Source organism: Metabacillus flavus (assembly GCF_018283675.1).
Taxonomy (GTDB): domain Bacteria; phylum Bacillota; class Bacilli; order Bacillales; family Bacillaceae; genus Metabacillus_B; species Metabacillus_B flavus.
The window spans coordinates 1,841,725-1,867,468 of record NZ_JAGVRK010000001.1; the positions used below are offsets into that span (position 1 = coordinate 1,841,725).

Consider the following 25,744-nt stretch of genomic DNA (forward strand, 5'->3'; position numbering starts at 1 on the left):
ATGGAAAATAGAATTGAAAAATTCATGCAGCATCCGCTGTCTTTATACAGACCATTTCATAAAAACCAAAGCGACAGCAAGTTTCAATCGCTATTTCAGGAAAAGCTGACCATCAGCAAGCATGCTAAAGCCCGTTTGAATGAAAGAAACATTATCATCTCAGATGAGAAATGGACGATGATGGAGAAGAGGCTTTCCGAAGCAAAGCAAAAAGGCATACAGGATGCACTCTTCCTTTCAAATGAAGGAGCCTTTATCATCAGCGTGAAAAACTCCACGCTGATTACTGCCATGAATCGAAAAGAAGCGGCGTCTCAGATTTTTACGAATATTAACGGAACAATCTTATTGGATTAACGGCTGGACCCGTTAAGGGAAGCCTGGCTGCCGACTGATTGAAGCAGTCATCCATAAAAAAATGGGGGAATTGAAAATGCTAAGATCTTTATATTCAGGAATAAGCGGAATGAAAAACTTTCAGACAAAGCTTGATGTTATTGGGAATAACATTTCAAATGTAAATACTTACGGTTTTAAAAAGGGCAGAACGATATTCCAGGATCTTTACAGCCAGTCGATCACTGGCGCGAGTGCACCAGCAGGGACAATGGGGGGAACAAACCCAAGTCAGGTAGGGCTTGGATCACAGCTTGCTTCAATCGATACCATTCACACAGGTGGAAGCCTGCAGACGACTGGAAGGAATTTAGATTTGGCTATTTCCGGGGATGGATTTTTTCAGGTTGCTGAATCCGGTAAATTTGCTTCACCTTTTTACACTAGAGCAGGTAATTTTTATTTAGATAATCAGGGCGATATCGTTACATCCGAAGGGTTATATCTAAAAAGTACGGGCGGTGCAAAAATTACGATTCCTACTACTGCCAAAAGCATGAGTGTTGGACAAGATGGAAATGTTTCATACGTGGATTCAGCTGGTGCCATACAAACTGCAGGAACAATTCAGTTAGCTAAGTTCCCAAATGTTGGAGGTTTAGAAAAAACTGGTTCAAACCTTTATATTGGCACTACCAATTCAGGTACAGCTGTTCTAGCTGCTCCTGGTCAATCAGGAACCGGCTTAGTACAAGCTGGATCTCTTGAAATGTCAAACGTAGATCTCTCCGAAGAATTCACAGAAATGATTGTTGCCCAAAGAGGATTTCAGTCTAATACGAAAATCATTACGACATCAGATGAAATTCTTCAGGAACTTATGAACTTAAAACGATAAGAATGGGGGCAGGGAACAGCTTCTTAAGCTGTTCCTGAACTTAATGATTAAAGTGACCCGTCTAACCGGAAAACCATTCTACTTAAATGCTTTACAGATCGAATTAGTAGAGTCCTTCCCCGATACTGCTATTACATTGACAAATGGCAGGAAATTTATTGTGCAGGAAAAAGAAGAAGAAGTGATTGAGCTCATGACGAATTTTTACCGGGAAATTGGCCTTTTAGCCATGACGAACAAGCTAAAGGAGCAGGAAAATGAATAAAAAGCTATTATCCATTATGTTTATCATTATTACCTCTATTACGCTGATTGGAGTTGCGGCATTAGCTGTAATGACCAATTTTTTTGAGAAAGACACATCAGGAGCGCCAACCATTGATGAAATAGTAGAAGCTTCTGTTGAAGTTCCTGAGCTTACGACGAATTTAGCGAGCGGGAATATCGTCCGGATATCCCTGAAGCTAGAAACAGATTCCAAGAAAGCAAAGGAAGAGCTTGAAAAAAGAGAGTTTCAGGTAAAGGATGTTATCATCTCAGAATTAAGCAATATGAACGCTAAACAGCTAGCAGGGAAGAATGGCAAGGAATCGTTAAAGAAAACGATCATGGGAAGCATTAACAAACTGATGCAAGAAGGAAAAGTTGAGAAGGTCTATACTACCTCCTTCATCCTGCAATGATGAATATTTGTTTAAGGAGGTAACGTCATGTCCGGTGAAATATTATCCCAAAATGAGATTGATGCACTTCTATCAGCCATTACTACAGGAGAAATGGATGCTGAAGAGCTAAAAAGAGAAGAAGCGGAAAAGAAAATCAAAACCTATGATTTTAAAAGAGCTCTCCGCTTTTCCAAAGATCAGATCAGAAGCCTTACCCGGATCCATGAGAACTTTGCCCGGCTTCTCACTACTTAGTTCTCTGCACAGCTGAGAACGTACATTCAAATTACTGTCGCATCCGTTGATCAGGTTCCATATGAAGAGTTTGTACGTTCGATGCCTAAAATGACGATTTTGAATATTTTTCAAGTCCAGCCTCTGGAAGGACGGATTGTCATGGAAGTAAACCCCAACATCGCCTACGCAATGATGGATCGTGTGATGGGCGGAATTGGATCTGGTTTCAATAAGATTGATACATTGACAGAGATTGAAACAAGAATTATGTCCAATCTTTTCGAGAAATCCCTTGATAATTACAGGGAGGCATGGAGTTCCATTACTGAAATTGAGCCGGAGATGCAGGAGTTTGAAGTAAATCCGCAGTTTATTCAAATGGTTTCGCCAAATGAAACGGTCATTGTAATCTCGCTGACAGCACAAGTAGGAGATACTAGCGGCATGATCAATCTATGCATACCGCATGTGGTGCTTGAACCGATTATTCCAAAGCTATCCGTTCACTACTGGATGCAATCTGACAGGAAAGAAAGAAACCCTGCAGAAACAGAAGCTCTGCAGAACCGGATTGAATTGACAGATATTACGGTTGCTGCTGAATTAGGTTCCTCTGAAATTACCATTCATGAATTTATGGAGCTGCAAGCGGGTGACATAATTCAAATGGATCAATCCATAGATCAGCCGCTCCTGATTAAAATAGGAGACAAGCCAAAATATACAGGACAGCCTGGAAAATTAAACCGCAAATTAGCTGTACAGATTCTTGAACACTATTTTGGGGGTGACGAAGATGGGGAGTAATGAAATGCTATCACAAGATGAAATCGATGCATTGCTGAAAGGTACCGGATTAGAAGAAGAAGCTACGAAGGTAAATGAAGTTTCAGATTACCTTGATGACATGGAAGCTGATGCGCTCGGCGAAATTGGAAATATTTCATTTGGGAGCTCGGCTACCGCTTTATCCACTCTGCTCAATCAAAAAGTAGAAATCACAACACCGGAAGTTTCAATTATTGAAAAAAACAAGCTCCCGCATGAATTTCCCCAGCCATATGTGGCGATCGAAGTCACTTATACTGAAGGGTTTTCAGGCAGTAACCTGCTTGTAATTGAACAAAATGATGCGGCGATTATTGCGGACCTGATGATCGGAGGAGATGGAACGAATCCAGATCCCTCGTTAGGCGATATTCATATCAGTGCGGTTCAGGAAGCCATGAATCAAATGATGGGTTCGGCTGCGACAAGCATGTCTACGATTTTCAATAAAAAAGTGGATATCAGTCCTCCTAAACTGGAATTACTTAATATCAATGCAGGAGAGGGCACGGATGCCATTCCTGATTCAGAATTAATCATTAAGGTTTCTTTCCGGCTTAAGGTTGGCAATTTGATTGACTCTAGCATTATGCAGGTTCTTCCTCTGCAATTTGCAAAAGACCTTATTTTTGAATTGATGAATCCTCCGGCGCCGCCTGAACCGAAAGTGCAGATGCCGGCTCCAGAAAAAGAGCCTGTGCATCAGTCTGCCAGCAGAGATGCTTATCAGGATAATACTAACCAGCAGGCAGCGCCTGCATACAATCCGCCTCAGCCTGAATATGAAGTAAAGCCTGCAGAATTTGCAAGCTTTGAGCCGGTGCAATCTGCTAATGGCGAGCGCAGGAATCTGGACTTGCTGATGGACATCCCTCTGCAGGTAACGGTTGAGCTTGGACGTACAAAGCGGTCCATTAAAGAAATCCTGGAGCTGTCTTCAGGCTCCATCATTGAGCTTGATAAACTTGCAGGCGAGCCAGTAGACATACTAATTAACCGCAAAATAGTAGCAAAAGGCGAAGTTGTTGTCATTGACGAGAACTTTGGAGTTCGAGTAACAGACATAATCAGCCAGCAAGACAGACTAAATAAACTTAAGTAAACGGGAGTGGCGAACATGGCAAAGAGAATTTTAATCGTAGACGATGCAGCATTTATGAGAATGATGATTAAGGATATTCTTTCTAAAAATGGTTTTGATGTAGTAGGAGAAGCAGCAGATGGTGCTCAGGCTGTTGAAAAATATAAAGAACATCAGCCTGATTTAGTAACGATGGATATCACAATGCCTGAAATGGACGGCATCACGGCCTTGAAAGAAATCAAGAAATTAAACCCGAACGCCAAAGTTATTATGTGTTCCGCAATGGGGCAGCAGGCTATGGTAATCGACGCCATTCAGGCTGGAGCGAAGGATTTTATCGTTAAACCCTTTCAAGCGGATCGCGTAATCGAAGCCATTCAAAAATCACTTAGCTAAGCCGGTGTGCAGCGTGCAGAAAAAGATTAAATTAACAACAGCCGCACTTATTTTCCTTGTCGCTGTATTTTCTCCTTTTCACAGTAATACTTTTGCGGCAGCCGAAAAAGACGGCACGGTCCAGGATTACCTTCAGCAAGAGGAGAAAACTGCTGATCCGGAGAAAAAAAGCGAGAAATCTGTCCCCTCTCCCCAGGAAGAAAATAAACCTGGGGTTACTGGGTGGGACTTCATAAAAATGATTTTTGCAACAGTTTTCGTAGTCGGTCTGATCTATATCCTTTTCCGAATTGTTTCATCAAGAAATAAGCTGGTAAAACCGATGACGTATCTTCAGACTCTTGGAGGGACTTCTCTTGGTCAAAACCGCTCCATTCAGCTTGTAAAGGCTGGAGATGAGATTCTTCTTATTGGGGTGGGGGATTCCATTCAGCTTCTTAAAGTGATTGAAAACGAAGACGAAGTGGAACGGATTGTCCGTCAGTACGAAGAAAAAGGTGTGGATTTGCAGGGAGCAAAGACTTTATTATCTAAGGCAGCTCACTCGATCGGAGTCAAAGCTGAAGGGAAGAACCGTTCCTCCTTTAAGCAAGCCCTTCAAAAGCAGCTTGAAGAGCTTGGATCAGAAAGAAAGCAAAAGGAACAAGAGTGGATCAGGAAAGGGAATGGAAGAAATGAATGAGCTTATGGGGATATTGGGTTCAGGGGAAGCCGAAAGTGTAAGCACCTCCGTTCAGCTGCTGCTATTGCTGACCGTTTTGTCTCTGGCGCCAAGCATATTAATCCTGTTTACGTGCTTTACAAGGATTGTAATTGTCCTGTCTTTTGTCAGAACCTCCCTTGCAACACAGCAAATGCCTCCAAATCAAGTGCTTATTGGACTTTCCCTGTTTTTAACTTTTTTTATTATGGGTCCTGTTTTATCTGAGGCAAATGAGCAGGCGCTCACTCCATTGCTGGAAGAGAAGATCACGCTTGAACAAGCGTATGTGAAAGCAGAAAAACCCTTTAAGGAATTCATGAGCAAACATACAAGACAAAAAGACCTGGAATTGTTCTTAAATTATGCAAATATCGAAAAACCTAAAACAGTAGATGACATCCCCATTACAGCCCTGGTTCCGGCCTACGCCATTAGTGAAATTAAAACAGCCTTTCAAATCGGTTTTATGATCTTCATCCCATTCCTTGTCATTGACATGGTCGTAGCAAGTATTTTGATGTCGATGGGGATGATGATGCTCCCTCCGGTTATGATTTCCCTGCCATTTAAAATTTTGCTGTTTGTACTCGTTGATGGCTGGTATTTGGTGATAAAGTCATTGCTTCAAAGTTTCTAAGGAGGAATATCAATGAGTTCAGAAATGGTCATCTCCATTGCTGAAAAAGCGGTTTATACAACCCTGCTGATTTGCGGTCCGCTGCTGCTTGTCGCATTGGTTATTGGTCTTGCGGTCAGTATTTTTCAGGCGACTACTCAAATTCAGGAACAGACCCTTGCATTCATTCCTAAAATAGTTGCGGTGATGGTCGGATTGATCTTTTTTGGACCATGGATGCTGACGACACTGGTATCTTATGCAGCCAGTATTTTTGGCAATCTGGATCGGTTTGTAGGCTAATATGTCCTTTTTAAGCCATTATCCTTTTTTTCTATTACTATTTGTCAGGATGTCCGCTTTTATGATTACGCTTCCTCTCTTTTCATATCGGACAATCCCGGCATATCATAAAGCTGGTTTTTCATTTTTTCTGGCACTTATCATGTATGAAACGCTGAAGCCGCAGGAACTTGAAATTAACGGGTTTTATTTTCAGCTTCTTATGAAAGAAGTATTTATCGGGTTGATGATTGGCTTTATTGCTTATCTCATATATTCCGGCATCATGATTGCGGGCAGTTTTATGGATTTTCAAATCGGGTTTGCCATCGCCAATATTATCGATCCGCAAACAGGAACGCAGAGTCCTTTAGTCGCACAGCTGCTGAATACATTGGCTTTGCTGCTTATGCTTAGCTTAAATGCTCATCATATGCTTCTGGATGGAGTTTTCTACAGCTTTCAATACATTCCGCCGGAAACAGTTTCTTTTTCTTTAAACAGCGAAGCTATTCCTGAATTTATCATAAAATCATTTTCCATTATGTTTTTAATTGCTTTCCAGATGTCACTTCCGATTGTAGGGTCTTTGTTCATCATTGATATAGCTCTCGGGATTGTAGCAAAAACGGTTCCGCAGATGAATATATTTGTCGTTGGGCTTCCGGTAAAAATGCTGAGCGCATTTATTTTATTGATCATTGTTATGGGTGCCTTGTTTTTTACGATGGAAGGACTCTTTGAAACGATGGCAGAAACCATGAGGGATCTGATCAGGCTTTTAGGAGGAGTGGGAAATGCAGCTAGTTAAACTTGATATCCAATTTTTTTCCGGTGAAAAAACAGAAAAAGCCACTCCGAAAAAAAGGCAGGATTCAAGGAAAAAAGGACAGGTTGCCAAAAGTGCCGATGTCAATATGGCGGTAAATTTGCTTGCCGTATTTTTCACCCTTATGGTAGCCGGAGCATTTTACCGGGATCGTCTCATAGGTTTTGTACGCGGCAGCATAAATGACTATATGATGCTCGAAGTTACTGAGAAAAGTGTTCAAAATCTGCTGGGATCTGTAACCATGGAAGCGGCCATTTTGCTTGCTCCAGTTATGGGAGCCGCCCTTGCTGCAGGTATAATCAGCAACTATATGCAGGTCGGGTTTCTTTTTTCAACGGAAAGCATCCAGCCCAAACTGGAAAAAATAGATCCTCTTAAAGGTTTTAAACGAATCTACTCAATCAGGGCTTTAGTAGAATTTCTTAAATCGATTTTAAAGATCCTTTTTACAGGAGGAGTTACCGCAGCAGTAATATGGCTGAGACTTGGCGACATCCTGCGATTGCCATACTTGACAGTGGAACAGTCTCTTCAATTTCTAGGAGGCTTGACCGTACAGATGGGCCTGGCGGCGGGAGGAGCTCTTTTATTTCTTTCTTTATTGGATTATTTGTATCAGAAATACGATTTTGAGAAAAATATCCGGATGTCAAAACAGGACATTAAGGATGAATATAAAAAATCCGAAGGCGACCCGCTCATTAAATCGAAAATTAAGCAAAAGCAAAGAGAGATGGCCATGCGGAGGATGATGCAGGATGTTCCAGACGCAGATGTAATTATTACGAATCCGACCCATTTTGCGATTGCGCTGAAATACGATGAATCAAAGATGGATGCCCCCTTTGTGGTAGCTAAAGGCGCGGACCTTGTTGCACAAAAGATTAAAGAAATCGCAAAAAGCCACGACATAGCAGCAGTTGAAAACAAGCCTCTGGCAAGAGCTCTATTTGCACAGGTAGAAATCGGACAAGCAGTTCCTGAAGAGTTTTTCAAAACCATTGCAGAAATACTGGCCTATATTTACAGGCTTAAAAATAAAATGTAATTCGTAAGATTGAAAGCGAGGAAGGAACATGTCAACAAGAGATTTATCCGTACTTTTTAGCGTTGTGCTCATTGTCGCCATGCTGATCATCCCGTTTCCAACATGGCTGTTGAGCCTTTTGATTATTTGCAATATCTCTCTGGCACTGCTGGTGCTCCTAACAACCATGAATATGAGAGAGCCTCTTGAGTTTTCCATATTTCCTTCTTTGCTTTTGCTCTTAACTCTTTTTAGACTCGGGCTTAATGTTTCCACGACGAGAGCAATTCTTTCAAATGGAGAAGGGGGAAAAGTAGTCGAGACCTTCGGAACATTTGTAGTCGGGGGAAACGTTCTTGTAGGGTTTGTCGTGTTTATTATCTTGGTGATTATCCAATTCGTCGTTATTACAAAGGGCTCTGAGCGTGTTTCCGAAGTTGCAGCCCGCTTCACGCTGGATGCCATGCCTGGTAAGCAAATGAGTATTGACGCTGATTTAAATGCAGGGATGATATCTGAGCAGGAAGCGAGAATCCGCAGAGAAAAGGTTGGAAATGAAGCGGACTTTTATGGAGCAATGGATGGAGCGAGCAAGTTCGTAAAAGGGGACGCTATTGCGGGAATCATCATTGTAATTATTAACTTGATCTTCGGTATGATTGTTGGCGTTGTTCAGCAGGGAATGCCTTTTGCCGAGGCAGCAAGCCATTTTACGATGCTATCTGTAGGGGATGGAATTGTCAGCCAAATTCCGGCACTTCTGATTTCCACTGCTACAGGAATCGTAGTTACGAGAGCAGCATCTGAAGGAAATCTTGGAGGAGACATCAGCAAACAGCTTTTTGCCTATCCGCAAATGATGTATGTGGCAGCAGGGTCCATGCTGATGCTCGGTCTTTTTACTCCAATTGGTCTCCTGGTGACTGCTCCGATCGGCGGAGCTCTTGCCCTCGGAGCCTATGTTATGCAGCAGAGTCAGAAAAAGCTGAAAGAGGTACCTGAATCAGAGCTTGATCTGCAGCCTGATCCAGAAGAAATGAAAAGTCCGGAGAGCATCGTTCAGCTTCTTAGCATGGATCCAATAGAGTTTGAGTTTGGATATGGATTGATTCCTCTTGCTGACAGCTCGCAGGGAGGAGATTTGCTTGATCGAATCGTGATGATCAGGAGACAGCTAGCGATCGAGCTTGGCATAGTCATTCCGGTTGTAAGAATAAGAGACAACATCCAGCTGCAGCCAAATGAATACAGGCTGAAAATCAAAGGAAGCGAAGCAGCCAGAGGAGATCTTCTGCTCGAGCACTATCTTGCGATGGCTCCAGGGGCGGATGAAGATGCGATAGAAGGAATTGATACGATTGAGCCTTCCTTCGGTCTTCCTGCAAAATGGATCTCTGAAGCGATGAAAGATCAGGCAGAACTTTATGGATATACAGTCGTGGACCCGCCGTCCGTCGTCTCCACACATATTACAGAAACCATTAAAAAACATGCGTCTGAGCTATTGGGAAGACAGGAAACAAAGCAGCTCATTGACCATTTAAAAGAAGCGTACCCGATATTAGTAGAAGAAGTGACGCCTTCACCGCTATCAATTGGTGATATTCAAAAAGTATTATCCAACCTTTTGAAGGAGAATGTGTCCATCCGCAATTTGCCGATCATTTTTGAAACGCTTGCTGACTATGGGAAAATGACGTCGGACAGTGATATTTTAACGGAGTATGCACGCCAGGCGCTGGCGAAGCAAATTACTCAATCATTTGCAGGCGAGGGTCAGGTGCTGAAAGTGGTGACCTTATCCGGCAGAGTTGAAAAGCTGGTAGCAGAGGGTGTTCAGCAAACAGAGCACGGTAACTATCTATCTCTTGATCCTTCCGTTTCCCAATCCATTATCGAGTCGGTAGCCAAAGAGATTGAAATGCTTTCTTTGGAGGGGCATTCGCCTGTGCTGCTTTGCTCACCGGCCGTCAGAATGTATGTGAAGCAATTGCTGGAACGGTATTTTCCGGCCGTACCTGTACTTTCCTATAATGAACTCGAATCGAACGTTGAAGTCCAGAGCGTAGGAGTGGTGAACGTAGCATGAAGGTAAAAAAATATACAGCAGACACGATGCAGGAAGCCATGAAAAGAGTGAAGGAAGATCTCGGGCAGGATGCGGTGATTCTCCATTCAAAAGCGGTAGAAAAAGGCGGGTTCCTTGGCTTATTTACAAAAAAGCAAATTGAAGTGTTCGCTGCTGCAGATCCTGATACAGAGGAGCAGACAAAGCCGGTTCAAAAAGAAAATGCTGCCCCTTTAATGCCAGGGGAGAAAGATCAGCTGCTTGGCAAAGACCTTCGGGATGGGAAGCTGGAGTACCGCAAAATTGCATCAGGAGGCTCCTCATTAAAACTTCCTGAACCCATTGAAGTTATTTACAAGGAATTGGAGGAACAGGAAATCGGCTCTGAGATTCTGGATGACACAGTCCAGGAGCTTCTAACATTTTGGTTCCAGTCAAAGGATCATCAAAATGAAGAGGCATGCCGCAAAGAGGCGGGTCAAATTCTGATCAATGGACTGAGAGATTTGCCTTTTAACGGAATGGAGTATCAAAGCCGGTTTATCGTGATTGCAGGACCCACAGGTGTCGGTAAAACGACGACCATTGCGAAGCTTGCAGCCGATTGCTTAATTAACAGACAGAAATCGGTTGCGTTTATTACGACAGATACGTATCGTATTTCAGCGATCGACCAGCTGAAAACCTATGCGAAAATTCTGGATATCCAAATCGAAGTTTGCTATAACCGGGAAGATTTTGAAGAGGCAAAAAAGAAATTCGAACAAATGGATCATGTTTTTGTTGATACTGCCGGCAGAAATTATAAGAACGGCCAATACATTCAAGATTTACACTCGTTAATTGGTATGGATCAGGATATGGACATCTTTTTAACGCTATCAGCAACATCAAAGAAAAAAGACATGCGAGATATTATCGAGCAATTTGAACCCCTGCAAATAAATAAGCTGATTTTTACAAAGCTTGATGAAACAGATACATTCGGTGCATTATATGAAGCTGCAAAATTATCAAACAAGGGCATTGCCTGCATCACGGCCGGCCAGAATGTTCCTGATGATCTATTACCAGCTAAAGAAACTTTACTAGTTGATATGATTCTGGGGGGCAAGCATGAACGATCAGGCTGAGAGACTCAGGCAAATGATAGCCAAAGCCAAAGGAGATACGCCGAAGCGTGCTAAAACAATTGGTATTGCAAGCGGAAAAGGCGGTACAGGCAAATCCAGCTTTACCGTGAATTTTTGCTTGGAGCTCTCTCGATTGGAGCAAAAGGTTTTACTGTTTGATTTAGATATTGGAATGGGAAATGTAGATATTCTTCTAGGTGAAAGTCCTGAGCATTCTATTTTGGATTTTTGGAAGAAAAACCTTTCTTTTAATGAAATTATTGAAAAAAGCCCCTCCGGCTTCGACTATATTCCCGGAGGAAGGGCATTTAATGAATTCTTTGAGCTAAAAGGCACTCATCTGGATGCTTTTATTCTTGAATTGGATGAGCTCACGAAAGTGTATGATTTTATATTCTTTGACATGGGGGCGGGAATGACAAAGGAGAGTCTGCAATTTCTGCTTGCGGCCGATGAAGTATTCTTAATCGTAACCCCTGAGCCAACATCTTTAATGGATGCTTATTCTGCTGCAAAGCACATTTTATTAAGCAGCCCTGAGACAAGAATGTCTATTATGATGAATAAAACGAAGACGGAAAAAGAGGGGGCAAATGCATACGGACGGATTTCGTCAGTCCTTAGTAAATTTCTTTCAAAGGAGCCAAAGCTTCTTGGAATTTTACCGGATGATCCTGCTGTCATGCAAGCGGTAATCAAACGAAATCCTATTACACAGTCCTTTCCTAAGGCCAAGTACTCGAGGTCCATTCGCCAGGCAGCGGCATCTTTTTTAGCAGTGAATGAGGGTTTCATTGGAAATACAAGCCGGCCAAGCTTATTCATGGATCGCTTAAAAACGCTTTTTAGCAGCACGGCAGGAAAAGGTGGATAACATGAAGGTATTAATTGTTGACGATTCAGCATTTATGAGAAAAATGATTTCAGATTTTCTGCACGGTTTTCAGGGCATTGAAGTCATTGGAACGGCAAAAAACGGGAGGGAGGCTTTAAATCTGGTCGAGAAGCTTTCACCGGATGTCGTAACAATGGACGTAGAAATGCCTGTTATGGACGGTATGGCTGCATTAAAAGAAATCATGGATAAATTTCCAAGACCCGTGATTATGCTCTCATCCACGACGCAGTCAGGCGCGGAGTCGACAATCCGGGCATTAGAGACCGGTGCCGTAGATTTTGTTGCCAAGCCATCGGGTTCAATCTCACTGGATTTGCATAAAATCAGAGACGAGCTGAGGGAAAAAGTACTTCAATCCAAGAATGCAAAAATATTTATGCCGTTAGACCCTAAAAAAAATCAAGATATCCCCCAAATCTTTGAAAAATATAGTAAAATATCCACTGTAAGGGAAAAAAATCCTAGTTTTGACAGCGGGATTCGACATTACGACCCGGTTGTTTGCATCGGTACATCAACCGGAGGACCAAGAGCCCTTCAGAGGGTGCTGCCGGCGCTCCCATCAGAATTGAATGCACCCATCTTCATTGTGCAGCATATGCCTATAGGATTTACAGCTTCCCTTGCAGACCGGCTCAATAAAATGAGCAGGATTCAGGTGAAAGAAGCTGCAGATGGAGAAAAAGCTGAAAAGGGCACGGCTTATATAGCTCCCGGAGGGTCCCATCTGACAGTTATCCAAAAGGGGACAAGCTTGTATGTAAGAGTCGAGGAAACTCCGATCCGGAACGGCCACCGCCCATCTGTGGATGTACTTTTTGAGTCATTAAGCAAAATTGAGCATTATAGAAACATCGCCGTTATCATGACAGGAATGGGAAGCGATGGCACAAAGGGTCTATCTATATTAAAGGATAAAGGAAACACGCATTCCATTGCGGAATCGGAGCAGACTTCAGTTGTTTTCGGGATGCCAAAGAGCGCAATTGGTGCTGAATTGATAGATTCGATTGATCATGTAGACCATATAGCAGAAAAAATCATGCACTATATACAATCGTAAGGGGCGAAATTTGATGGAAATGAGTCAATATTTAGAAATATTCATTGAAGAAAGCAAGGAACATCTCCAGGCATGCAACGAGAAACTGCTGGAGCTTGAGAAAAGCCCTGAAAATTTGTCCATTGTTAACGATATTTTCCGGTCAGCTCATACTCTTAAAGGAATGAGCGCAACAATGGGCTATGAAGATCTTGCAAATTTGACTCATCAGATGGAGAACGTGCTTGATGCGATCCGCAACGGAAAAAATTCAGTGACGCCTGTTCTCCTTGATACGGTTTTTGCGTCGGTTGATTTATTGGAAGAAATGGTTCTTTCCATTGCTGATGGCGGCGATGGAAAAAAAGACGTCAAACACGTTGTCAGCCGTCTCAAAGCAATTGAAAATGGCTCAGATGTTCCTCAGCCTGTTGACCCTTCACCTCAAGTGTCGGCGGAGAATAAACTTGGTTCCTATGATGATTTTCAAAAAACTGTTATTTTGCAATCCAAGGAGCAGGGCTTTCATGCGTTTGAATTAACCGTCCAGCTTCGGGAAGGCTGCCTTCTTAAAGCTGTTAGGGCGTTCATGGTATTTGAAATCCTGGATCAGGCGGGCGAAATTGTCAAAAGTGTTCCTTCTGTCGACCAGCTGGAAGAAGAAAACTTTGAATATGAATTTTCTGTGGCCATTTTAACGCAAATGAGCAAAGAAGAGCTGGAAAGCCGTATTTTAAAAGTTTCAGAGATTGAGAAGGTCTCAGCACTGCCTATCCACTTAGAGCAGCTGGCAGTTCAGGAAGAAACAGCTGCAGCATTCCAGCAGGCTGCCGCCGCTTCATCAGAGCTTGCTTCTGCGCCTGAAGCCGTACAGAAGGCAAAAACAAGCTCCAAAACAATCCGGGTCAACATCGACCGTCTTGATATTTTAATGAATTTATTTGAAGAACTGGTCATAGATAGGGGCCGTCTTGAAACCATTTCAAAGGATTTGAAAAATGCCGAGCTTCAAGAGACTGTTGAGAGAATGACAAGGATCTCAGGAGATTTGCAAAGCATCATACTTAATATGAGAATGGTCCCGATTGAAACGGTATTTAATCGCTTTCCGAGAATGGTCAGGCAGCTGGCTAAAGATTTGAATAAAAAAATCGACCTTCATATTTCAGGTGCCGAAACGGAACTGGACCGCACCGTTATTGATGAAATTGGAGATCCGCTCGTCCATTTGATTCGCAATTCAATGGATCACGGGATTGAAGCGCCTGAAATAAGAGCAGGGAAAGGGAAATCTGAGACAGGCCGCGTTGAGCTGAAAGCATACCATAGCGGCAATCACGTATTTATCGAAGTTTCAGATGACGGAGCGGGAATCAACCGTGAAAAGGTCCTGTGGAGAGCTATTGAGAGAGGAATTGTGACTGAACAATCATCTCTTGAGATGACCGAGCGCCAAATTAATGAACTGATTTTTGCTCCCGGTTTTTCCACTGCCGAACAGATCTCTGATATTTCCGGAAGAGGTGTAGGGCTTGATGTTGTTAAAAGCGCAATTGAAGCCTTAGGCGGATCCGTAACAGTTGATTCTGAGGAAGGCAAAGGATCGCTTTTCTCCGTGCAGCTTCCATTAACATTGAGTATCATTTCAGTTCTTCTAGTCGAACTGGAAAAAGAGAAATATGCGATTCCCATCTCATCCGTAATTGAAACAGCTGTCATTCGAAAAGAGGATATTATGAATGCCCATAATCAAAAGGTCATTGATTTTAGAGGGAAAATTGTCCCGCTCGTCTTCTTAAAACAGATTTTTGATGTCCCTCATGCAGAAGCGGAGGATTCTGAATTCCTTTCGATGGTGGTCGTGAAAAAAGGCGAAAGACTCGCGGGTCTAGTTGTTGATTCGTTTATCGGCCAGCTTGAAGTGGTTCTAAAACCTCTTGGAAACTATCTGAATGGAGTCTTTGCTATTTCAGGGGCAACCATCCTGGGAGATGGCGAAGTGGCTTTAATCGTTGACTGCAATGCACTTATTAAATAAGGACGGGGGATGTTTCAGCATGCAGACGAATGAATCAATAGAGAAGAAAATCATTATTTTCCGGTTAGGGGAAGAAGAATTCGGTATTCCTGTAGAGCTTGTTAAATCGATTGAAAAAGTACAGTCGATCACCAGAGTGCCTGGCACAGCCTCTTATATTACGGGAGTCCTTAATTTGAGAGGGGTTATTACTCCTGTTATCGACCTGCGAGAAAGATTTGAACTTGGGTCATATGAATCCACGGAATTAACTCGCATGATTGTTGTATCCATTAATGATACAGAAGCAGGTCTTATTGCTGACTCGGCTAATGACGTCATTGATATTAGAACTGAGCAGATTGAGCCTTCTCCGGAAGTGGCGGGAATCATTAAAACGGATTATATCAGCGGGGTTGTCAAGGTTGATAAACGTTTGATTATTATGCTCGATCTTGAGGAAGTGCTCCATTCAGCACCATCACTCGCATCCAGTGGAGCTTAATGGGAATGAGTCTTAAATTTGAACAGCTTGATGTATTAAAGGAAATGGCGAATATAGGTGCGGCTCACTCTGCCACTGCCTTATCCCTCATGCTCGGCAGGAAGATCGGCATGGACGTCCCTGATGTTAAAGCAGTGACGTTTAATGAACTTACGGAAGCTATGGGCGGTGCTGAAAGGGAAGTGGCATGCATTTTTCTTAGAGTAGCAGGAGAAATTTCAGGGTCAATGTACTTTATTATGGAGGTTACCCAGGCAGAGAAATTTGTCCGGGAAATTACCGGCCATCAATCTCTAAATCTGAGTAATCCCCCATACAGCGAGTATGGCAAGTCAGCTATAAAAGAACTTGGCAATATAGTAATAGGTTCATATTTAACCTCATTGTCTGATTTGACGAAGCTTTCGTTTATACCTGAGGTCCCGGAGTTTTCAATTGATATGTTCGGTGCTGTAATAAGTGAGGGATTGATTGAACTTTCGAAGGCGGCTGACTTTGCTGTATTGATTCGGACTGTTATTCGGGAGGAAGACCGGCAGGAGAGGCATTCTTTTCAAGGACACCTTTTTCTTCTTCCGGATTATGAGTCATTTGACCATTTTTACCGCGCTCTTGGAGTAAGCGATGAATCTTGAAACAGCAGAAATCATAAAAGTCGGCATCGCTGACATGAATGCTGCAGCGTCTCCCAAAAAGCTCCGTACATCAGGTCTTGGATCCTGTGTGGGGCTCGTGCTTTATGACCATGAAAGAAAAAATGCGGGAATGGCCCATATTATGCTTCCGACATCCGATTTAGCCAGGAACGAAAAGTTTAACCGGTATAAGTATGCAGATACCGCTTTCCATGATTTGCTTAAGCAGCTTGAGAAAATGGGTTCTCCCGCCTCCCGCCTGAAAGCAAAAATGGCTGGCGGAGCCCAGATGTTTGCGTTTAAAACACAAAATGAAACGATGCGGATTGGTCCAAGAAATATAGAAGCCGTTAAAGAGCTTCTGACTTGCCATTCCATACCGCTAATCTCCTCAGAGACAGGCGGTTCGAGCGGAAGAACCATCGAATTTGATCCCGCCACTTCTTTGCTGACTATACGCACCGTAAATTTAGGAACATCCATTATATAAGCGGGTAAGAAAGGCCATAGGCACTAGGGGGAAAGGTTATGACTCAATTGACAGGCAAAGAAGAACAGCAGATATGGAATAAATGGGTGAGTAATAGAGATCCTTTAGCTGGAGATGCGCTAATCAGGAGGTATACACCGCTTGTTACATTTCATGTTCAAAGAATATCTGTCGGACTTCCAAAGACAGTCAGCAGGGATGATTTAATGAGTCTTGGGCTGTATGGTCTATATGATGCACTTGAAAAGTTTGATCCCGGGAGAGATTTGAAATTCGATACTTATGCTTCATTTCGTATCAGGGGAGCGATTATTGACGGGCTTCGAAAAGAAGACTGGCTTCCGAGAAGCTCCCGTGAAAAAGCGAAAAGGGTAGAGACTGTCATCGAGAAATTGGAACAAAAATACTTGAGGAATGTTACCCCTGGAGAAATTGCCCATGAGATGGGGATTTCAGAGGATGAGGTGCTTTCAGCAGTCAATGAAGGTTTTTTTGCTAATGTATTATCGATTGATGAGTACCTGCCTGACCATGATGATGGGGACTATATAGGGATGGCTATTAAGGATGACCGGAGCGAAACCCCTGAAGACAGCATTCTAAAACAGGAAATGATCGGACAGCTCTCGGAAGTAATCAGCGAGCTTTCAGAAAAGGAACAGCTGGTCGTTTCATTATTTTATAAAGATGAGCTGACTTTAACAGAAATTGGACATGTTATGGGGCTGTCTACATCGAGAATATCGCAAATTCATTCTAAAGCTTTATTTAAATTGAGAAGAATTATGGAAAAATTCCTGAACTAAACACCAGGGCGTTTCAGACATTATGCTGCCATTCATTGCAGAAACATGTCCGCAGCGCCTCATTTTTTTATGAAGCTCTGTTAAACTTGGCTGTTGATTTCCGCTGCAGACCTTCAGCTGGAGCAGAAAGGCCGATGAACCTCCTCTGCGCTTTGCACCAGAGAGTCTCACGCCCTCCGCCCCAATCAACAGGTGTTAAAAAATCAACATCATCATGCTTTACCATACCCTTTAATGAAAATAAAGAGAAAGAGGGCAACCATGAACGGTATTCTTACTTTCGCTAGCATCCTTCTTCATATCATTTCCTTCTATTTTATATTATTGCTATTTATGAAGGTCTCATCCTTAAAGCAGACTAAGAACGAACAGGAGTCAATACTCGAAGAAACAGAACAGCTTCTTGCAGCCTTTATGCTGGAACAGAGGGAAGAACATGATCGCTTTATAGGAGCTCTGGACCGAAACTCAGCACCTGGAAAAGCAGAGCCGATTTTTGAAAAAAAGGGAGAATCGGATGAACAGGCTGTTCATGAAGACCCCCTTCCGAAACACCTTAAGCATGCGGAAGAACTGGAAGATTCCATTGAATGGACTTCACGGGCATTGAAAAGCACAGATGAGGTTGTCACCCTGCATGAAAAAGGATATTCTATAGAAGAAATTGCAAAGCAAACGGATAAAGGCAAGACAGAGGTCGAGCTCCTTCTTAAATTTCGTCAAAATTAGTGAACAAAAGCTTGATTAAGATCTCTGACTATGGTATATTTTCTCTTGGTGTTAATACACACGCTTACAGATTCAAGCATCGGTGCTGTTCATTCAGTTTTGCTTGGAAATGATGTAAAGCGGAGGAGAAAAACCATTAGGAGGAAAATTAACATGTCAGTAATTTCAATGAAGCAATTGCTTGAAGCTGGTGTTCACTTCGGTCACCAAACACGCCGCTGGAACCCAAAAATGAAACGTTACATCTTTACAGAGCGTAACGGCATCTACATCATCGACCTTCAAAAGACAGTTAAAAAGGTTGAAGAAGCATACAACGTAACAAAAGAATTGGCTGCTAACGGCGGTAAAATTCTATTCGTTGGTACAAAGAAACAAGCTCAGGATTCTGTTAAAGAAGAAGCTCAGCGTTCAGGCATGTACTATGTTAACCAACGCTGGTTGGGCGGAACGCTTACAAACTTCGAAACAATCCAAAAGCGTATTAAGCGTCTAAAAGACATTGAGAAAATGCAGGAAGACGGAACATTCGAAGTTCTGCCTAAAAAAGAAGTTGTTCAGCTTAAAAAAGAGCTTGAGCGCCTTGAAAAATTCCTGGGCGGAATCAAAGATATGAAATCCCTTCCGGATGCTCTGTTCATCATCGATCCTCGCAAAGAGCGCATCGCTGTTGCAGAAGCACACAAATTGAACATTCCGATCATTGGCATCGTTGATACTAACTGTGATCCAGACGAGATTGACCACGTTATCCCTGCAAATGATGACGCAATCCGTGCGGTGAAACTTCTTACTGGTAAAATGGCTGACGCAATCCTTGAAGCTAAACAAGGCAACGAAGGCGAAGAAGCTGCTGAAGAAGAAACAACAACTGCTTAATGAGCAAACAAAAAGGTGATAAGAGGGTAAGGCCTTTTATCGCCTTTTTTTTAAAAGAATAAGCATTTCATTACATAACTTTAAAATCTAAGGAGGAATTCCCCATGGCAGTTACTGCTCAAATGGTAAAGGAACTTCGTGAAAAAACTGGCGCAGGCATGATGGATTGTAAAAAAGCGCTAACAGAAACTAACGGTGATTTGGAAAAGGCAATTGATTACCTTCGTGAAAAAGGAATTGCGAAAGCTGCTAAAAAATCTGACCGCATCGCAGCAGAAGGTCTTGCTGCTGTTAAAACAGAAGGTAATGAGGCAGTTATTCTTGAAGTAAACTCTGAAACTGACTTCGTTGCGAAAAACGAAGGCTTCAAAACGCTAATCAGCGAGCTTGCATCACACCTTCTATCTGCAAAACCGGCTAGCCTTGAAGAAGCACTTGCTTCAAAAATGGACAATGGTTCATCTGTAGAAGAGCGCATTCACTCTGCTGTAGCAACAATTGGTGAAAGAATTTCACTTCGCCGCTTTGAAGTTGTTACTAAAACAGACAGCGATGCTTTCGGAGCATACCTTCACATGGGCGGCCGCATTGCGGTTCTGACTGTTCTTGAAGGAACAACAGACGAGGGTGCTGCAAAGGACGTTGCCATGCATGTAGCTGCTGTAAACCCTAAATACATCAGCCGTGACCAGGTTTCTCAAGAAGAAGCTGACCGTGAGCGCGAAGTATTGACTCAGCAAGCTCTAAACGAAGGAAAACCTGAAAATATCGTTGCGAAAATGGTTGAAGGACGTCTTGGTAAATACTTTGAAGATATCTGTCTTCTTGACCAAAGCTTCGTTAAAAACCCAGATCAAAAAGTGAAGCAATTTGTTGCTTCTCATAACGCTGAAGTAAAAACTTTCGTCCGCTTTGAAGTTGGAGAAGGTATCGAGAAGCGTCAGGATAACTTTGCTGAAGAGGTTATGAACCAGGTTCGCAAGTAATCCTTTAGTTTCAATGAATTTATACATGTACTGAAAATGGGAACACGATAGTGTTCCCGTTTTTTCAAGACAGGAACTCTTTGTCAGCCCGAAGCCTGAATTGTCGGGGATTTGACAAATCAGCATCTTGTCTTATTTAATGGAATTTTAATGATATGATTTGGAGGCTATTATGAATAATCCTAAATATAAACGCATCGTCTTAAAATTAAGCGGAGAAGCTTTAGCAGGCCCTCAAGGGTTCGGCATCAATCCGAGCGTTATTAAATCCATTGCCACACAGGTAAAGGAAATTGCAGAGATGGATGTGGAAGTAGCTGTTGTCGTGGGCGGCGGAAACATCTGGCGCGGTAAAGTCGGCAGTGAAATGGGCATGGACCGTGCGACAGCGGATTATATGGGAATGCTTGCGACCGTCATGAACTCCCTGGCGCTGCAAGACAGCCTTGAAAATCTCGGCATTCAGACTAGAGTTCAAACCTCCATTGAAATGAGACAGGTTGCAGAGCCTTATATCAGAAGAAAAGCCATCCGCCACCTGGAGAAGAAACGCGTTGTGATTTTTGCAGCAGGTACAGGTAATCCATATTTCTCTACCGATACGACAGCAGCGCTCCGTGCCGCTGAAATTGAAGCAGACGTTATTCTGATGGCGAAAAACAATGTGGATGGCGTATATAATGCTGATCCGCTTAAAGACGCAAGTGCTGTTAAATATGAAGAGCTATCTTATTTAGATGTCCTAAAAGACGGACTGGCTGTCATGGATTCTACAGCATCGTCTCTATGCATGGATAATGATATAGCGCTAATTGTTTTCTCTATTATGGAAGAGGGAAATATCAAAAGAGCCGTACTTGGCGAAAACATCGGAACAATTGTGAGGGGGAAATAATATGGCAAACCAGCATATTAATCAGGCGAAAGACAGAATGGAAAAAGCAGTATCCGCATTTCAGCGCGAGCTTGCTACGGTTCGTGCCGGACGCGCGAGTGCATCCCTGCTTGATAAAGTAACGGTAGAATATTACGGAGCTCCAACACCTGTGAACCAGCTTGCTTCCATCAGTGTGCCGGAAGCGCGTATGCTTATCATCACTCCTTACGATAAGTCGGCTCTCGGCGATATTGAAAAAGCAATTCAGAAAGCAGATCTTGGTCTTAACCCGACTAATGACGGATCAATTGTACGTATTGCTATTCCGGCTCTTACGGAAGAAAGACGCCGTGAGCTTGGCAAACTGGTTAAAAAGTATGCAGAGGAAGCAAAGGTTGGAATCCGCAATATCCGCCGCGATGCGAATGATGATTTGAAAAAAGCAGAGAAAAATGGCGACATGACAGAAGATGAACTGCGCGGACTTTCGGATGAAGTTCAAAAGCTGACAGATAGCTATATTAGCAAGCTGGATCAAATCGCTAAAGACAAAGATAAAGAAATCATGGAAGTTTAACGTTTTTCTATGTAAAATAGAAGTGTGCAAAAGACCCTCTAACGTTTACAGGGGGTTTTTTTGTTAATACTGTTAACACGGCTAGGGATTGCTAAGAACCATTAGCTGCCGGGTGATGGAGGAATCACATGCTTAACTTTTTCAGAAGGGGCAGAAGGGAAGTTTCGCCTTCCGCCAATCATACATATACAAAAAAAGATGTAATCGACGGGCCAATCCCTCCTCACATCGCTATCATTATGGATGGGAATGGAAGATGGGCTAAAAACCGTGCACTGCCCAGAATGGCTGGCCATCACGAGGGGATGAAGGTGGTCAGAAAGATTACTAAACTTGCCAGTGAGCTGGGTGTGAGCGCTCTAACACTTTATGCATTTTCAACTGAGAACTGGAAAAGACCCAAAATTGAAGTGGATTATCTTATGAAACTTCCTGAGGAGTTCTTAACGACGTTTCTTCCTGAATTAATCGAAGAGAATGTACAAGTGAAAATCATGGGAGAAACAGACCGCCTTCCAAAGCACACGCTAAGCGCCGTTGAAAAAGCCATCCAGGAAACATCGGTAAATACAGGTCTTGTTTTAAATTTTGCTCTTAATTACGGAAGCCGGACAGAAATTGTCAAGGGAATTCAAAGCCTTGTTGAGGATTCAAAAAAAGGCAGAGTTCGGACAGAGGATATTAACGAGGAGCTTTTTTCAACTTATTTAATGACGGAATCGCTGCAGGATCCGGATTTGCTGATCCGGACAAGCGGGGAAATCCGTCTCAGTAATTTTATGCTATGGCAGCTTGCGTATACCGAATTTTGGTTTACAAATGTGCTATGGCCCGATTTTAAAGAAGAGGACTTTATCCACGCAATCGCTGAATATCAGCAAAGGGGCCGCAGATTTGGCGGAGTATAGAAGGTGATGAGAAATGATCCAGCGAATAATAACAGCAGTACTGGCACTAGCGCTCTTTCTGCCCTTTGTCATTGTGGGGGGAATCCCGTTTAGTTTTGCCATATATATTCTAAGCACAATCAGCCTTTACGAACTTTTAAAGATGAAAAAAATTCAGATGGTGAGCATTCCAGGACTTGTCAGTATCCTGCTCTTGTGGATTTTGCTCATCCCATCGAGTCATATAATTGTCTTGGGAAACATACATATTTCAAAATTAGAGGTTGCCCTTCTTGGGGTCCTGCTTTTTTTGACTTATACCGTCATTACGAAAAACCGCTTTTCTTTTGATGATGTAGGATTTTCGCTGCTCTCGGTTATGTATATCGGAATCGGATTTTACTACTTTATTGAGACAAGAGCTTTAGGACTGGAATTTATCGTATTTGCCCTTCTCGTTATCTGGGCAACAGACACGGGTGCCTATTTTATAGGAAAAGCAATCGGAAAAAACAAACTTTGGCCGGAAATCAGTCCAAATAAAACGATTGAAGGCTTTTTTGGAGGTATTCTCTGCGCCCTGGCCGTTTCAATTGTTTTTGAGATGGTGATGCCGATTGTGCATTCCTATGTCATTGTAGCTTTAATCACTATATTTTTGTCTGTTTTTGGACAAGTGGGCGATTTAGTGGAGTCTGCTCTGAAAAGGCATTATCATGTGAAGGACTCCGGACAAATTCTTCCTGGTCACGGAGGTATATTGGATCGCTTTGACAGTCTATTATTTGTCCTTCCTCTCCTTCATTTCATGCTGGTCCTATTTTAAATGCCAATACACAAGAGAGATCTACTGGAGAGTGAGAGAACATGAAAAGAATCAGTCTTTTAGGCGCTACAGGATCAATCGGAGCTCAAACCCTTGAAGTGATCCGCGAGCATCCGGAAGAGTTCGAGCTAACAGCTCTAACGTTTGGCTCCAATATGGAAGCCGGCAGAGAAGCCATCAAAGAATTTAAGCCTAAATTTGTCTCTGTAAAAGAAAAAGAAGATTATTTGCAGCTGAAAAACGAATTCAGCGGAGAGGGTATTTCTTTTTCTTACGGAGAAGAGGGCAATATCGAAGCAGCTGTGCACACGGATGCGGACGTTACAGTCAATGCCCTTCTCGGAAGCATTGGGCTGGTTCCTACGTTAAAGGCTATTGAATCAAAAAAGACCGTAGCTTTGGCTAATAAAGAAACCCTTGTAACAGCCGGGCATATCGTCACAGAAGCTGCACGGAAAAATGGAACGGCACTTCTGCCGGTGGATAGCGAGCATTCAGCCATTTTCCAATGTCTGCAAGGGGAAGATGCTGCTGATATTACCAGACTTATCCTGACAGCTTCAGGCGGCAGTTTCCGGGACCGCTCCAGAGAAGAATTAAAAGGAGTTACGGTTGAAGAAGCCCTTAATCATCCAAACTGGTCTATGGGGGCTAAAATCACCATTGATTCGGCTACAATGATGAATAAGGGGCTAGAGGTAATCGAGGCGTATTGGCTGTTCGGAATTCCATATTCAAATATTGATGTGCTGCTTCATAAAGAAAGCATCATCCATTCTATGGTTGAATTTGAAGACGGCAGTGTGAAGGCACAGCTTGGTTCTCCGGATATGAAAGTGCCAATTCAATACGCACTGACACATCCTTCACGTCTCCCTTTACAAAATACAAAACGCTTAAACCTTTGGGAGCATGGAAAGCTTCATTTTGAAAAGCCAGACTTCTCGCGCTTCAAATGCTTACATTTTGCCTATGAATCAGGTAAAATGGGAGGGACAATGCCGACCGTTTTAAATGCAGCCAACGAGGAAGCCGTTGCTCAATTTCTAGCAGGCAGAATCGAATTTCTTGATATCGAGAATAAGATTGAAAAGGCACTGGAAGCTCACAGCATCATCACAAATCCGGATCTTGAAGCCATTCAGCATGCGGATCAAGAGGCCAGAGCTTTTGTAAGGTCCCTATTAAACTAAAGGTGGTATGCAAGTGAATACGGTCATCGCGTTTATTCTGATTTTTGGAGCTCTAGTATTTTTCCACGAACTGGGCCACTTGGTTTTTGCCAAGCGCGCCGGAATTTTATGCCGGGAGTTTGCAATCGGATTCGGACCAAAGATTTTCTCTTATAAAAAAAATGAAACAGTCTACACGATCCGTCTTCTTCCAATCGGCGGCTATGTAAGAATGGCCGGAGAAGATCCTGAGATGATTGAAGTGAAACCCGGTCATCATATCGGACTTCTTTTCAACGAAAAAGACGAAGTCGAAAAGATTATTTTAAACAATAAAGAAAAGTATCCAAAAGCAAGAATCATTGAAGTAGAACATGCTGACGTTGAAAAAGCTATGAAAATTACGGGGTATGAGCAAGGCGAAGAGGACCGTCTGCAGCATTTTACTGTCGCAAAAAAATCATTCTTTGTTGCTGATGGACAAGAAAGCCAAATTGCTCCATATGACCGTCAATTCGGTTCCAAAACCCTGGGGCAGAGAACGGCAGCGATTATTGCTGGACCTTTAATGAACTTTGTCCTTGCGTTTGTTGTCTTATTCGGATTAGGACTGATCCAGGGTTCACCTATGGATAAACCAATATTCGGCGAGCTGACAAAAGACGGTGCAGCAATCGAATCAGGCATCAAGCAAGGCGACGTAATTAAAACAATCAATGGCAAGCCTGTCACAACCTGGACAGATGTAACAAAAATCATCAGTACTAGTCCGGAAAAAGAGCTCTCCTTCGCAATTGAAAGGGATGGAAAGCCGCAAACAATCCAGGTCGTTCCTAAAGCTGAGAAAGCCGGAGAGCAGATCATTGGCCGCGTAGGTTCCTATGCACCTATGGAAAAAGGCTTTTTTACTGCTCTTGAGAATGGGGCAACCCAGACCCTGTTTTACACGAAAGAAATACTTGTAAGCCTAGGAAAGCTTGTAACAGGTCAATTTTCTATTGACATGCTTTCCGGACCGGTGGGCATTTATGATGTAACCGGCCAGGTTGCACAGTCCGGCTTTGAAAACCTTCTTAGATGGACAGCGCTTCTTAGCATCAATCTTGGAATCATGAACCTTCTGCCGATTCCTGCACTTGATGGAGGCAGGCTTATGTTTTTCCTTGTTGAAGCAGTCCGCGGGAAGCCGATTGACCGCCAAAAGGAAGGCATCGTTCATTTTATCGGATTTGCGCTTCTTATGCTCCTTATGCTTGTAGTTACGTGGAACGACATCCAAAGATTCTTTTTATAAAAATTAGCCGATCTATTAA

Annotated in this window: 29 protein-coding genes and 1 pseudogene; all 30 read left to right on the top strand. The window is 42.8% G+C overall.

Annotation, left to right across the window (positions count from 1 at the left end; all coding sequences use genetic code 11):
* The gene (locus J9317_RS09475; protein ID WP_211558108.1) at positions 1-357 is read left to right on the top strand and encodes a TIGR02530 family flagellar biosynthesis protein; all 357 of its coding nucleotides are present in this window, start codon (positions 1-3) and stop codon (positions 355-357) included.
* A 76-nt stretch (positions 358-433) separates the two neighbouring features.
* On the top strand, positions 434-1,234 hold the full coding sequence (gene flgG, locus J9317_RS09480; protein WP_211558110.1) for a flagellar basal body rod protein FlgG: 801 nt from the start codon (positions 434-436) through the stop codon (positions 1,232-1,234).
* Between the two features lie 43 nt (positions 1,235-1,277).
* Positions 1,278-1,499, top strand: coding sequence for a flagellar FlbD family protein (locus tag J9317_RS09485; RefSeq protein WP_211558111.1), 222 nt, complete (start codon positions 1,278-1,280; stop codon positions 1,497-1,499).
* Positions 1,492-1,917, top strand: a complete 426-nt coding sequence (gene fliL, locus J9317_RS09490) for a flagellar basal body-associated protein FliL (RefSeq protein ID WP_211558112.1) — start codon at positions 1,492-1,494, stop codon at positions 1,915-1,917. Before J9317_RS09485 ends, fliL begins: the two co-directional genes overlap by 8 nt.
* 27 nt (positions 1,918-1,944) lie before the next feature.
* A pseudogene (gene fliM / locus J9317_RS09495) lies at positions 1,945-2,943 on the top strand (flagellar motor switch protein FliM).
* Positions 2,933-4,066, top strand: a complete 1,134-nt coding sequence (gene fliY, locus J9317_RS09500; protein WP_211558113.1) for a flagellar motor switch phosphatase FliY — start codon at positions 2,933-2,935, stop codon at positions 4,064-4,066. The pseudogene fliM and the gene fliY overlap by 11 nt, the downstream one beginning before the upstream one ends.
* 15 nt (positions 4,067-4,081) lie before the next feature.
* Entirely contained in the window at positions 4,082-4,444 is a 363-nt protein-coding gene (locus J9317_RS09505) for a response regulator (RefSeq protein WP_035411905.1), read from the top strand.
* A 13-nt stretch (positions 4,445-4,457) separates the two neighbouring features.
* Positions 4,458-5,126 carry a flagellar biosynthetic protein FliO gene (locus J9317_RS20600; protein WP_211558114.1) on the top strand — a complete coding sequence of 223 codons (669 nt, stop codon included), beginning with the start codon at positions 4,458-4,460 and terminating at the stop codon, positions 5,124-5,126.
* Positions 5,119-5,784 (top strand): flagellar type III secretion system pore protein FliP, encoded by a 666-nt coding sequence (gene fliP, locus J9317_RS09515; RefSeq protein WP_211562255.1) that lies wholly within the window; start codon positions 5,119-5,121, stop codon positions 5,782-5,784. The genes J9317_RS20600 and fliP overlap by 8 nt, the downstream gene beginning before the upstream one ends.
* Before the next feature lie 12 nt (positions 5,785-5,796).
* Positions 5,797-6,066: a flagellar biosynthesis protein FliQ gene (gene fliQ / locus J9317_RS09520; protein ID WP_211558115.1), complete on the top strand. Its 270-nt coding sequence runs from the start codon at positions 5,797-5,799 to the stop codon at positions 6,064-6,066.
* A gap of 1 nt (position 6,067) precedes the next feature.
* Positions 6,068-6,856: a flagellar biosynthetic protein FliR gene (gene fliR, locus J9317_RS09525; protein ID WP_211558116.1), complete on the top strand. Its 789-nt coding sequence runs from the start codon at positions 6,068-6,070 to the stop codon at positions 6,854-6,856.
* The gene (flhB, locus tag J9317_RS09530) at positions 6,843-7,925 is read left to right on the top strand and encodes a flagellar biosynthesis protein FlhB (RefSeq protein ID WP_211558118.1); all 1,083 of its coding nucleotides are present in this window, start codon (positions 6,843-6,845) and stop codon (positions 7,923-7,925) included. Before fliR ends, flhB begins: the two co-directional genes overlap by 14 nt.
* A 28-nt stretch (positions 7,926-7,953) precedes the next feature.
* Positions 7,954-9,993, top strand: a complete 2,040-nt coding sequence (flhA, locus tag J9317_RS09535) for a flagellar biosynthesis protein FlhA (RefSeq protein ID WP_211558119.1) — start codon at positions 7,954-7,956, stop codon at positions 9,991-9,993.
* Positions 9,990-11,105 carry a flagellar biosynthesis GTPase FlhF gene (gene flhF, locus J9317_RS09540; RefSeq protein ID WP_211558120.1) on the top strand — a complete coding sequence of 372 codons (1,116 nt, stop codon included), beginning with the start codon at positions 9,990-9,992 and terminating at the stop codon, positions 11,103-11,105. Before flhA ends, flhF begins: the two co-directional genes overlap by 4 nt.
* Complete coding sequence (locus tag J9317_RS09545; RefSeq protein ID WP_211558121.1) at positions 11,089-11,979, top strand: MinD/ParA family protein; 891 nt, start codon at positions 11,089-11,091, stop codon at positions 11,977-11,979. Before flhF ends, J9317_RS09545 begins: the two co-directional genes overlap by 17 nt.
* Positions 11,972-13,066 (top strand): protein-glutamate methylesterase/protein-glutamine glutaminase, encoded by a 1,095-nt coding sequence (locus tag J9317_RS09550; RefSeq protein ID WP_347880522.1) that lies wholly within the window; start codon positions 11,972-11,974, stop codon positions 13,064-13,066. Before J9317_RS09545 ends, J9317_RS09550 begins: the two co-directional genes overlap by 8 nt.
* A 13-nt stretch (positions 13,067-13,079) precedes the next feature.
* The gene (locus J9317_RS09555) at positions 13,080-15,083 is read left to right on the top strand and encodes a chemotaxis protein CheA (RefSeq protein ID WP_211558123.1); all 2,004 of its coding nucleotides are present in this window, start codon (positions 13,080-13,082) and stop codon (positions 15,081-15,083) included.
* A 19-nt stretch (positions 15,084-15,102) separates the two neighbouring features.
* Positions 15,103-15,567: a chemotaxis protein CheW gene (locus J9317_RS09560; RefSeq protein WP_211558125.1), complete on the top strand. Its 465-nt coding sequence runs from the start codon at positions 15,103-15,105 to the stop codon at positions 15,565-15,567.
* Positions 15,568-15,572: 5 nt separating this feature from the next.
* Positions 15,573-16,202, top strand: a complete 630-nt coding sequence (locus tag J9317_RS09565) for a chemotaxis protein CheC (RefSeq protein ID WP_211558127.1) — start codon at positions 15,573-15,575, stop codon at positions 16,200-16,202.
* A complete protein-coding gene (locus J9317_RS09570) occupies positions 16,192-16,692 on the top strand; it encodes a chemotaxis protein CheD (RefSeq protein ID WP_211558129.1) in 501 nt (166 codons plus the stop codon). Before J9317_RS09565 ends, J9317_RS09570 begins: the two co-directional genes overlap by 11 nt.
* 38 nt (positions 16,693-16,730) lie before the next feature.
* On the top strand, positions 16,731-17,498 hold the full coding sequence (locus J9317_RS09575; protein ID WP_211558131.1) for a FliA/WhiG family RNA polymerase sigma factor: 768 nt from the start codon (positions 16,731-16,733) through the stop codon (positions 17,496-17,498).
* 261 nt (positions 17,499-17,759) lie between these two features.
* Positions 17,760-18,227, top strand: a complete 468-nt coding sequence (locus J9317_RS09580) for a helix-turn-helix domain-containing protein (RefSeq protein WP_211558133.1) — start codon at positions 17,760-17,762, stop codon at positions 18,225-18,227.
* Between the two features lie 153 nt (positions 18,228-18,380).
* The gene (rpsB, locus tag J9317_RS09585; protein WP_035411866.1) at positions 18,381-19,106 is read left to right on the top strand and encodes a 30S ribosomal protein S2; all 726 of its coding nucleotides are present in this window, start codon (positions 18,381-18,383) and stop codon (positions 19,104-19,106) included.
* Between the two features lie 104 nt (positions 19,107-19,210).
* Positions 19,211-20,092 carry a translation elongation factor Ts gene (gene tsf, locus J9317_RS09590; RefSeq protein ID WP_211558135.1) on the top strand — a complete coding sequence of 294 codons (882 nt, stop codon included), beginning with the start codon at positions 19,211-19,213 and terminating at the stop codon, positions 20,090-20,092.
* A gap of 172 nt (positions 20,093-20,264) precedes the next feature.
* Positions 20,265-20,987, top strand: a complete 723-nt coding sequence (gene pyrH / locus J9317_RS09595) for a UMP kinase (protein ID WP_035411860.1) — start codon at positions 20,265-20,267, stop codon at positions 20,985-20,987.
* A 1-nt stretch (position 20,988) separates the two neighbouring features.
* Positions 20,989-21,546, top strand: a complete 558-nt coding sequence (gene frr / locus J9317_RS09600; RefSeq protein WP_211558137.1) for a ribosome recycling factor — start codon at positions 20,989-20,991, stop codon at positions 21,544-21,546.
* A gap of 128 nt (positions 21,547-21,674) precedes the next feature.
* Positions 21,675-22,454: an undecaprenyl pyrophosphate synthase gene (uppS, locus tag J9317_RS09605; RefSeq protein WP_211558139.1), complete on the top strand. Its 780-nt coding sequence runs from the start codon at positions 21,675-21,677 to the stop codon at positions 22,452-22,454.
* 13 nt (positions 22,455-22,467) lie between these two features.
* Positions 22,468-23,259: a phosphatidate cytidylyltransferase gene (locus J9317_RS09610; protein ID WP_211558141.1), complete on the top strand. Its 792-nt coding sequence runs from the start codon at positions 22,468-22,470 to the stop codon at positions 23,257-23,259.
* Positions 23,260-23,300: 41 nt separating this feature from the next.
* Entirely contained in the window at positions 23,301-24,452 is a 1,152-nt protein-coding gene (locus tag J9317_RS09615) for a 1-deoxy-D-xylulose-5-phosphate reductoisomerase (protein ID WP_211558143.1), read from the top strand.
* Between the two features lie 13 nt (positions 24,453-24,465).
* Positions 24,466-25,725: an RIP metalloprotease RseP gene (gene rseP, locus J9317_RS09620; protein WP_211558146.1), complete on the top strand. Its 1,260-nt coding sequence runs from the start codon at positions 24,466-24,468 to the stop codon at positions 25,723-25,725.
* The last annotated feature ends 19 nt before the right edge of the window (positions 25,726-25,744 follow it).

What these genes read in the sequence shown, in the direction of transcription:
- J9317_RS09475 (WP_211558108.1), top strand. Translation starts at nt 1, where the DNA reads ATGGAAAATAGAATTGAAAAATTCATGCAGCATCCGCTGTCTTTATAC.
- flgG (WP_211558110.1), top strand. Translation starts at nt 434, where the DNA reads ATGCTAAGATCTTTATATTCAGGAATAAGCGGAATGAAAAACTTTCAG.
- J9317_RS09485 (WP_211558111.1), top strand. Translation starts at nt 1,278, where the DNA reads ATGATTAAAGTGACCCGTCTAACCGGAAAACCATTCTACTTAAATGCT.
- fliL (WP_211558112.1), top strand. Translation starts at nt 1,492, where the DNA reads ATGAATAAAAAGCTATTATCCATTATGTTTATCATTATTACCTCTATT.
- fliY (WP_211558113.1), top strand. Translation starts at nt 2,933, where the DNA reads ATGGGGAGTAATGAAATGCTATCACAAGATGAAATCGATGCATTGCTG.
- J9317_RS09505 (WP_035411905.1), top strand. Translation starts at nt 4,082, where the DNA reads ATGGCAAAGAGAATTTTAATCGTAGACGATGCAGCATTTATGAGAATG.
- fliP (WP_211562255.1), top strand. Translation starts at nt 5,119, where the DNA reads ATGAATGAGCTTATGGGGATATTGGGTTCAGGGGAAGCCGAAAGTGTA.
- fliQ (WP_211558115.1), top strand. Translation starts at nt 5,797, where the DNA reads ATGAGTTCAGAAATGGTCATCTCCATTGCTGAAAAAGCGGTTTATACA.
- fliR (WP_211558116.1), top strand. Translation starts at nt 6,068, where the DNA reads ATGTCCTTTTTAAGCCATTATCCTTTTTTTCTATTACTATTTGTCAGG.
- flhB (WP_211558118.1), top strand. Translation starts at nt 6,843, where the DNA reads ATGCAGCTAGTTAAACTTGATATCCAATTTTTTTCCGGTGAAAAAACA.
- flhA (WP_211558119.1), top strand. Translation starts at nt 7,954, where the DNA reads ATGTCAACAAGAGATTTATCCGTACTTTTTAGCGTTGTGCTCATTGTC.
- flhF (WP_211558120.1), top strand. Translation starts at nt 9,990, where the DNA reads ATGAAGGTAAAAAAATATACAGCAGACACGATGCAGGAAGCCATGAAA.
- J9317_RS09545 (WP_211558121.1), top strand. Translation starts at nt 11,089, where the DNA reads ATGAACGATCAGGCTGAGAGACTCAGGCAAATGATAGCCAAAGCCAAA.
- J9317_RS09555 (WP_211558123.1), top strand. Translation starts at nt 13,080, where the DNA reads ATGGAAATGAGTCAATATTTAGAAATATTCATTGAAGAAAGCAAGGAA.
- J9317_RS09560 (WP_211558125.1), top strand. Translation starts at nt 15,103, where the DNA reads ATGCAGACGAATGAATCAATAGAGAAGAAAATCATTATTTTCCGGTTA.
- J9317_RS09565 (WP_211558127.1), top strand. Translation starts at nt 15,573, where the DNA reads ATGAGTCTTAAATTTGAACAGCTTGATGTATTAAAGGAAATGGCGAAT.
- J9317_RS09570 (WP_211558129.1), top strand. Translation starts at nt 16,192, where the DNA reads ATGAATCTTGAAACAGCAGAAATCATAAAAGTCGGCATCGCTGACATG.
- J9317_RS09575 (WP_211558131.1), top strand. Translation starts at nt 16,731, where the DNA reads ATGACTCAATTGACAGGCAAAGAAGAACAGCAGATATGGAATAAATGG.
- J9317_RS09580 (WP_211558133.1), top strand. Translation starts at nt 17,760, where the DNA reads ATGAACGGTATTCTTACTTTCGCTAGCATCCTTCTTCATATCATTTCC.
- rpsB (WP_035411866.1), top strand. Translation starts at nt 18,381, where the DNA reads ATGTCAGTAATTTCAATGAAGCAATTGCTTGAAGCTGGTGTTCACTTC.
- tsf (WP_211558135.1), top strand. Translation starts at nt 19,211, where the DNA reads ATGGCAGTTACTGCTCAAATGGTAAAGGAACTTCGTGAAAAAACTGGC.
- pyrH (WP_035411860.1), top strand. Translation starts at nt 20,265, where the DNA reads ATGAATAATCCTAAATATAAACGCATCGTCTTAAAATTAAGCGGAGAA.
- frr (WP_211558137.1), top strand. Translation starts at nt 20,989, where the DNA reads ATGGCAAACCAGCATATTAATCAGGCGAAAGACAGAATGGAAAAAGCA.
- uppS (WP_211558139.1), top strand. Translation starts at nt 21,675, where the DNA reads ATGCTTAACTTTTTCAGAAGGGGCAGAAGGGAAGTTTCGCCTTCCGCC.
- J9317_RS09610 (WP_211558141.1), top strand. Translation starts at nt 22,468, where the DNA reads ATGATCCAGCGAATAATAACAGCAGTACTGGCACTAGCGCTCTTTCTG.
- J9317_RS09615 (WP_211558143.1), top strand. Translation starts at nt 23,301, where the DNA reads ATGAAAAGAATCAGTCTTTTAGGCGCTACAGGATCAATCGGAGCTCAA.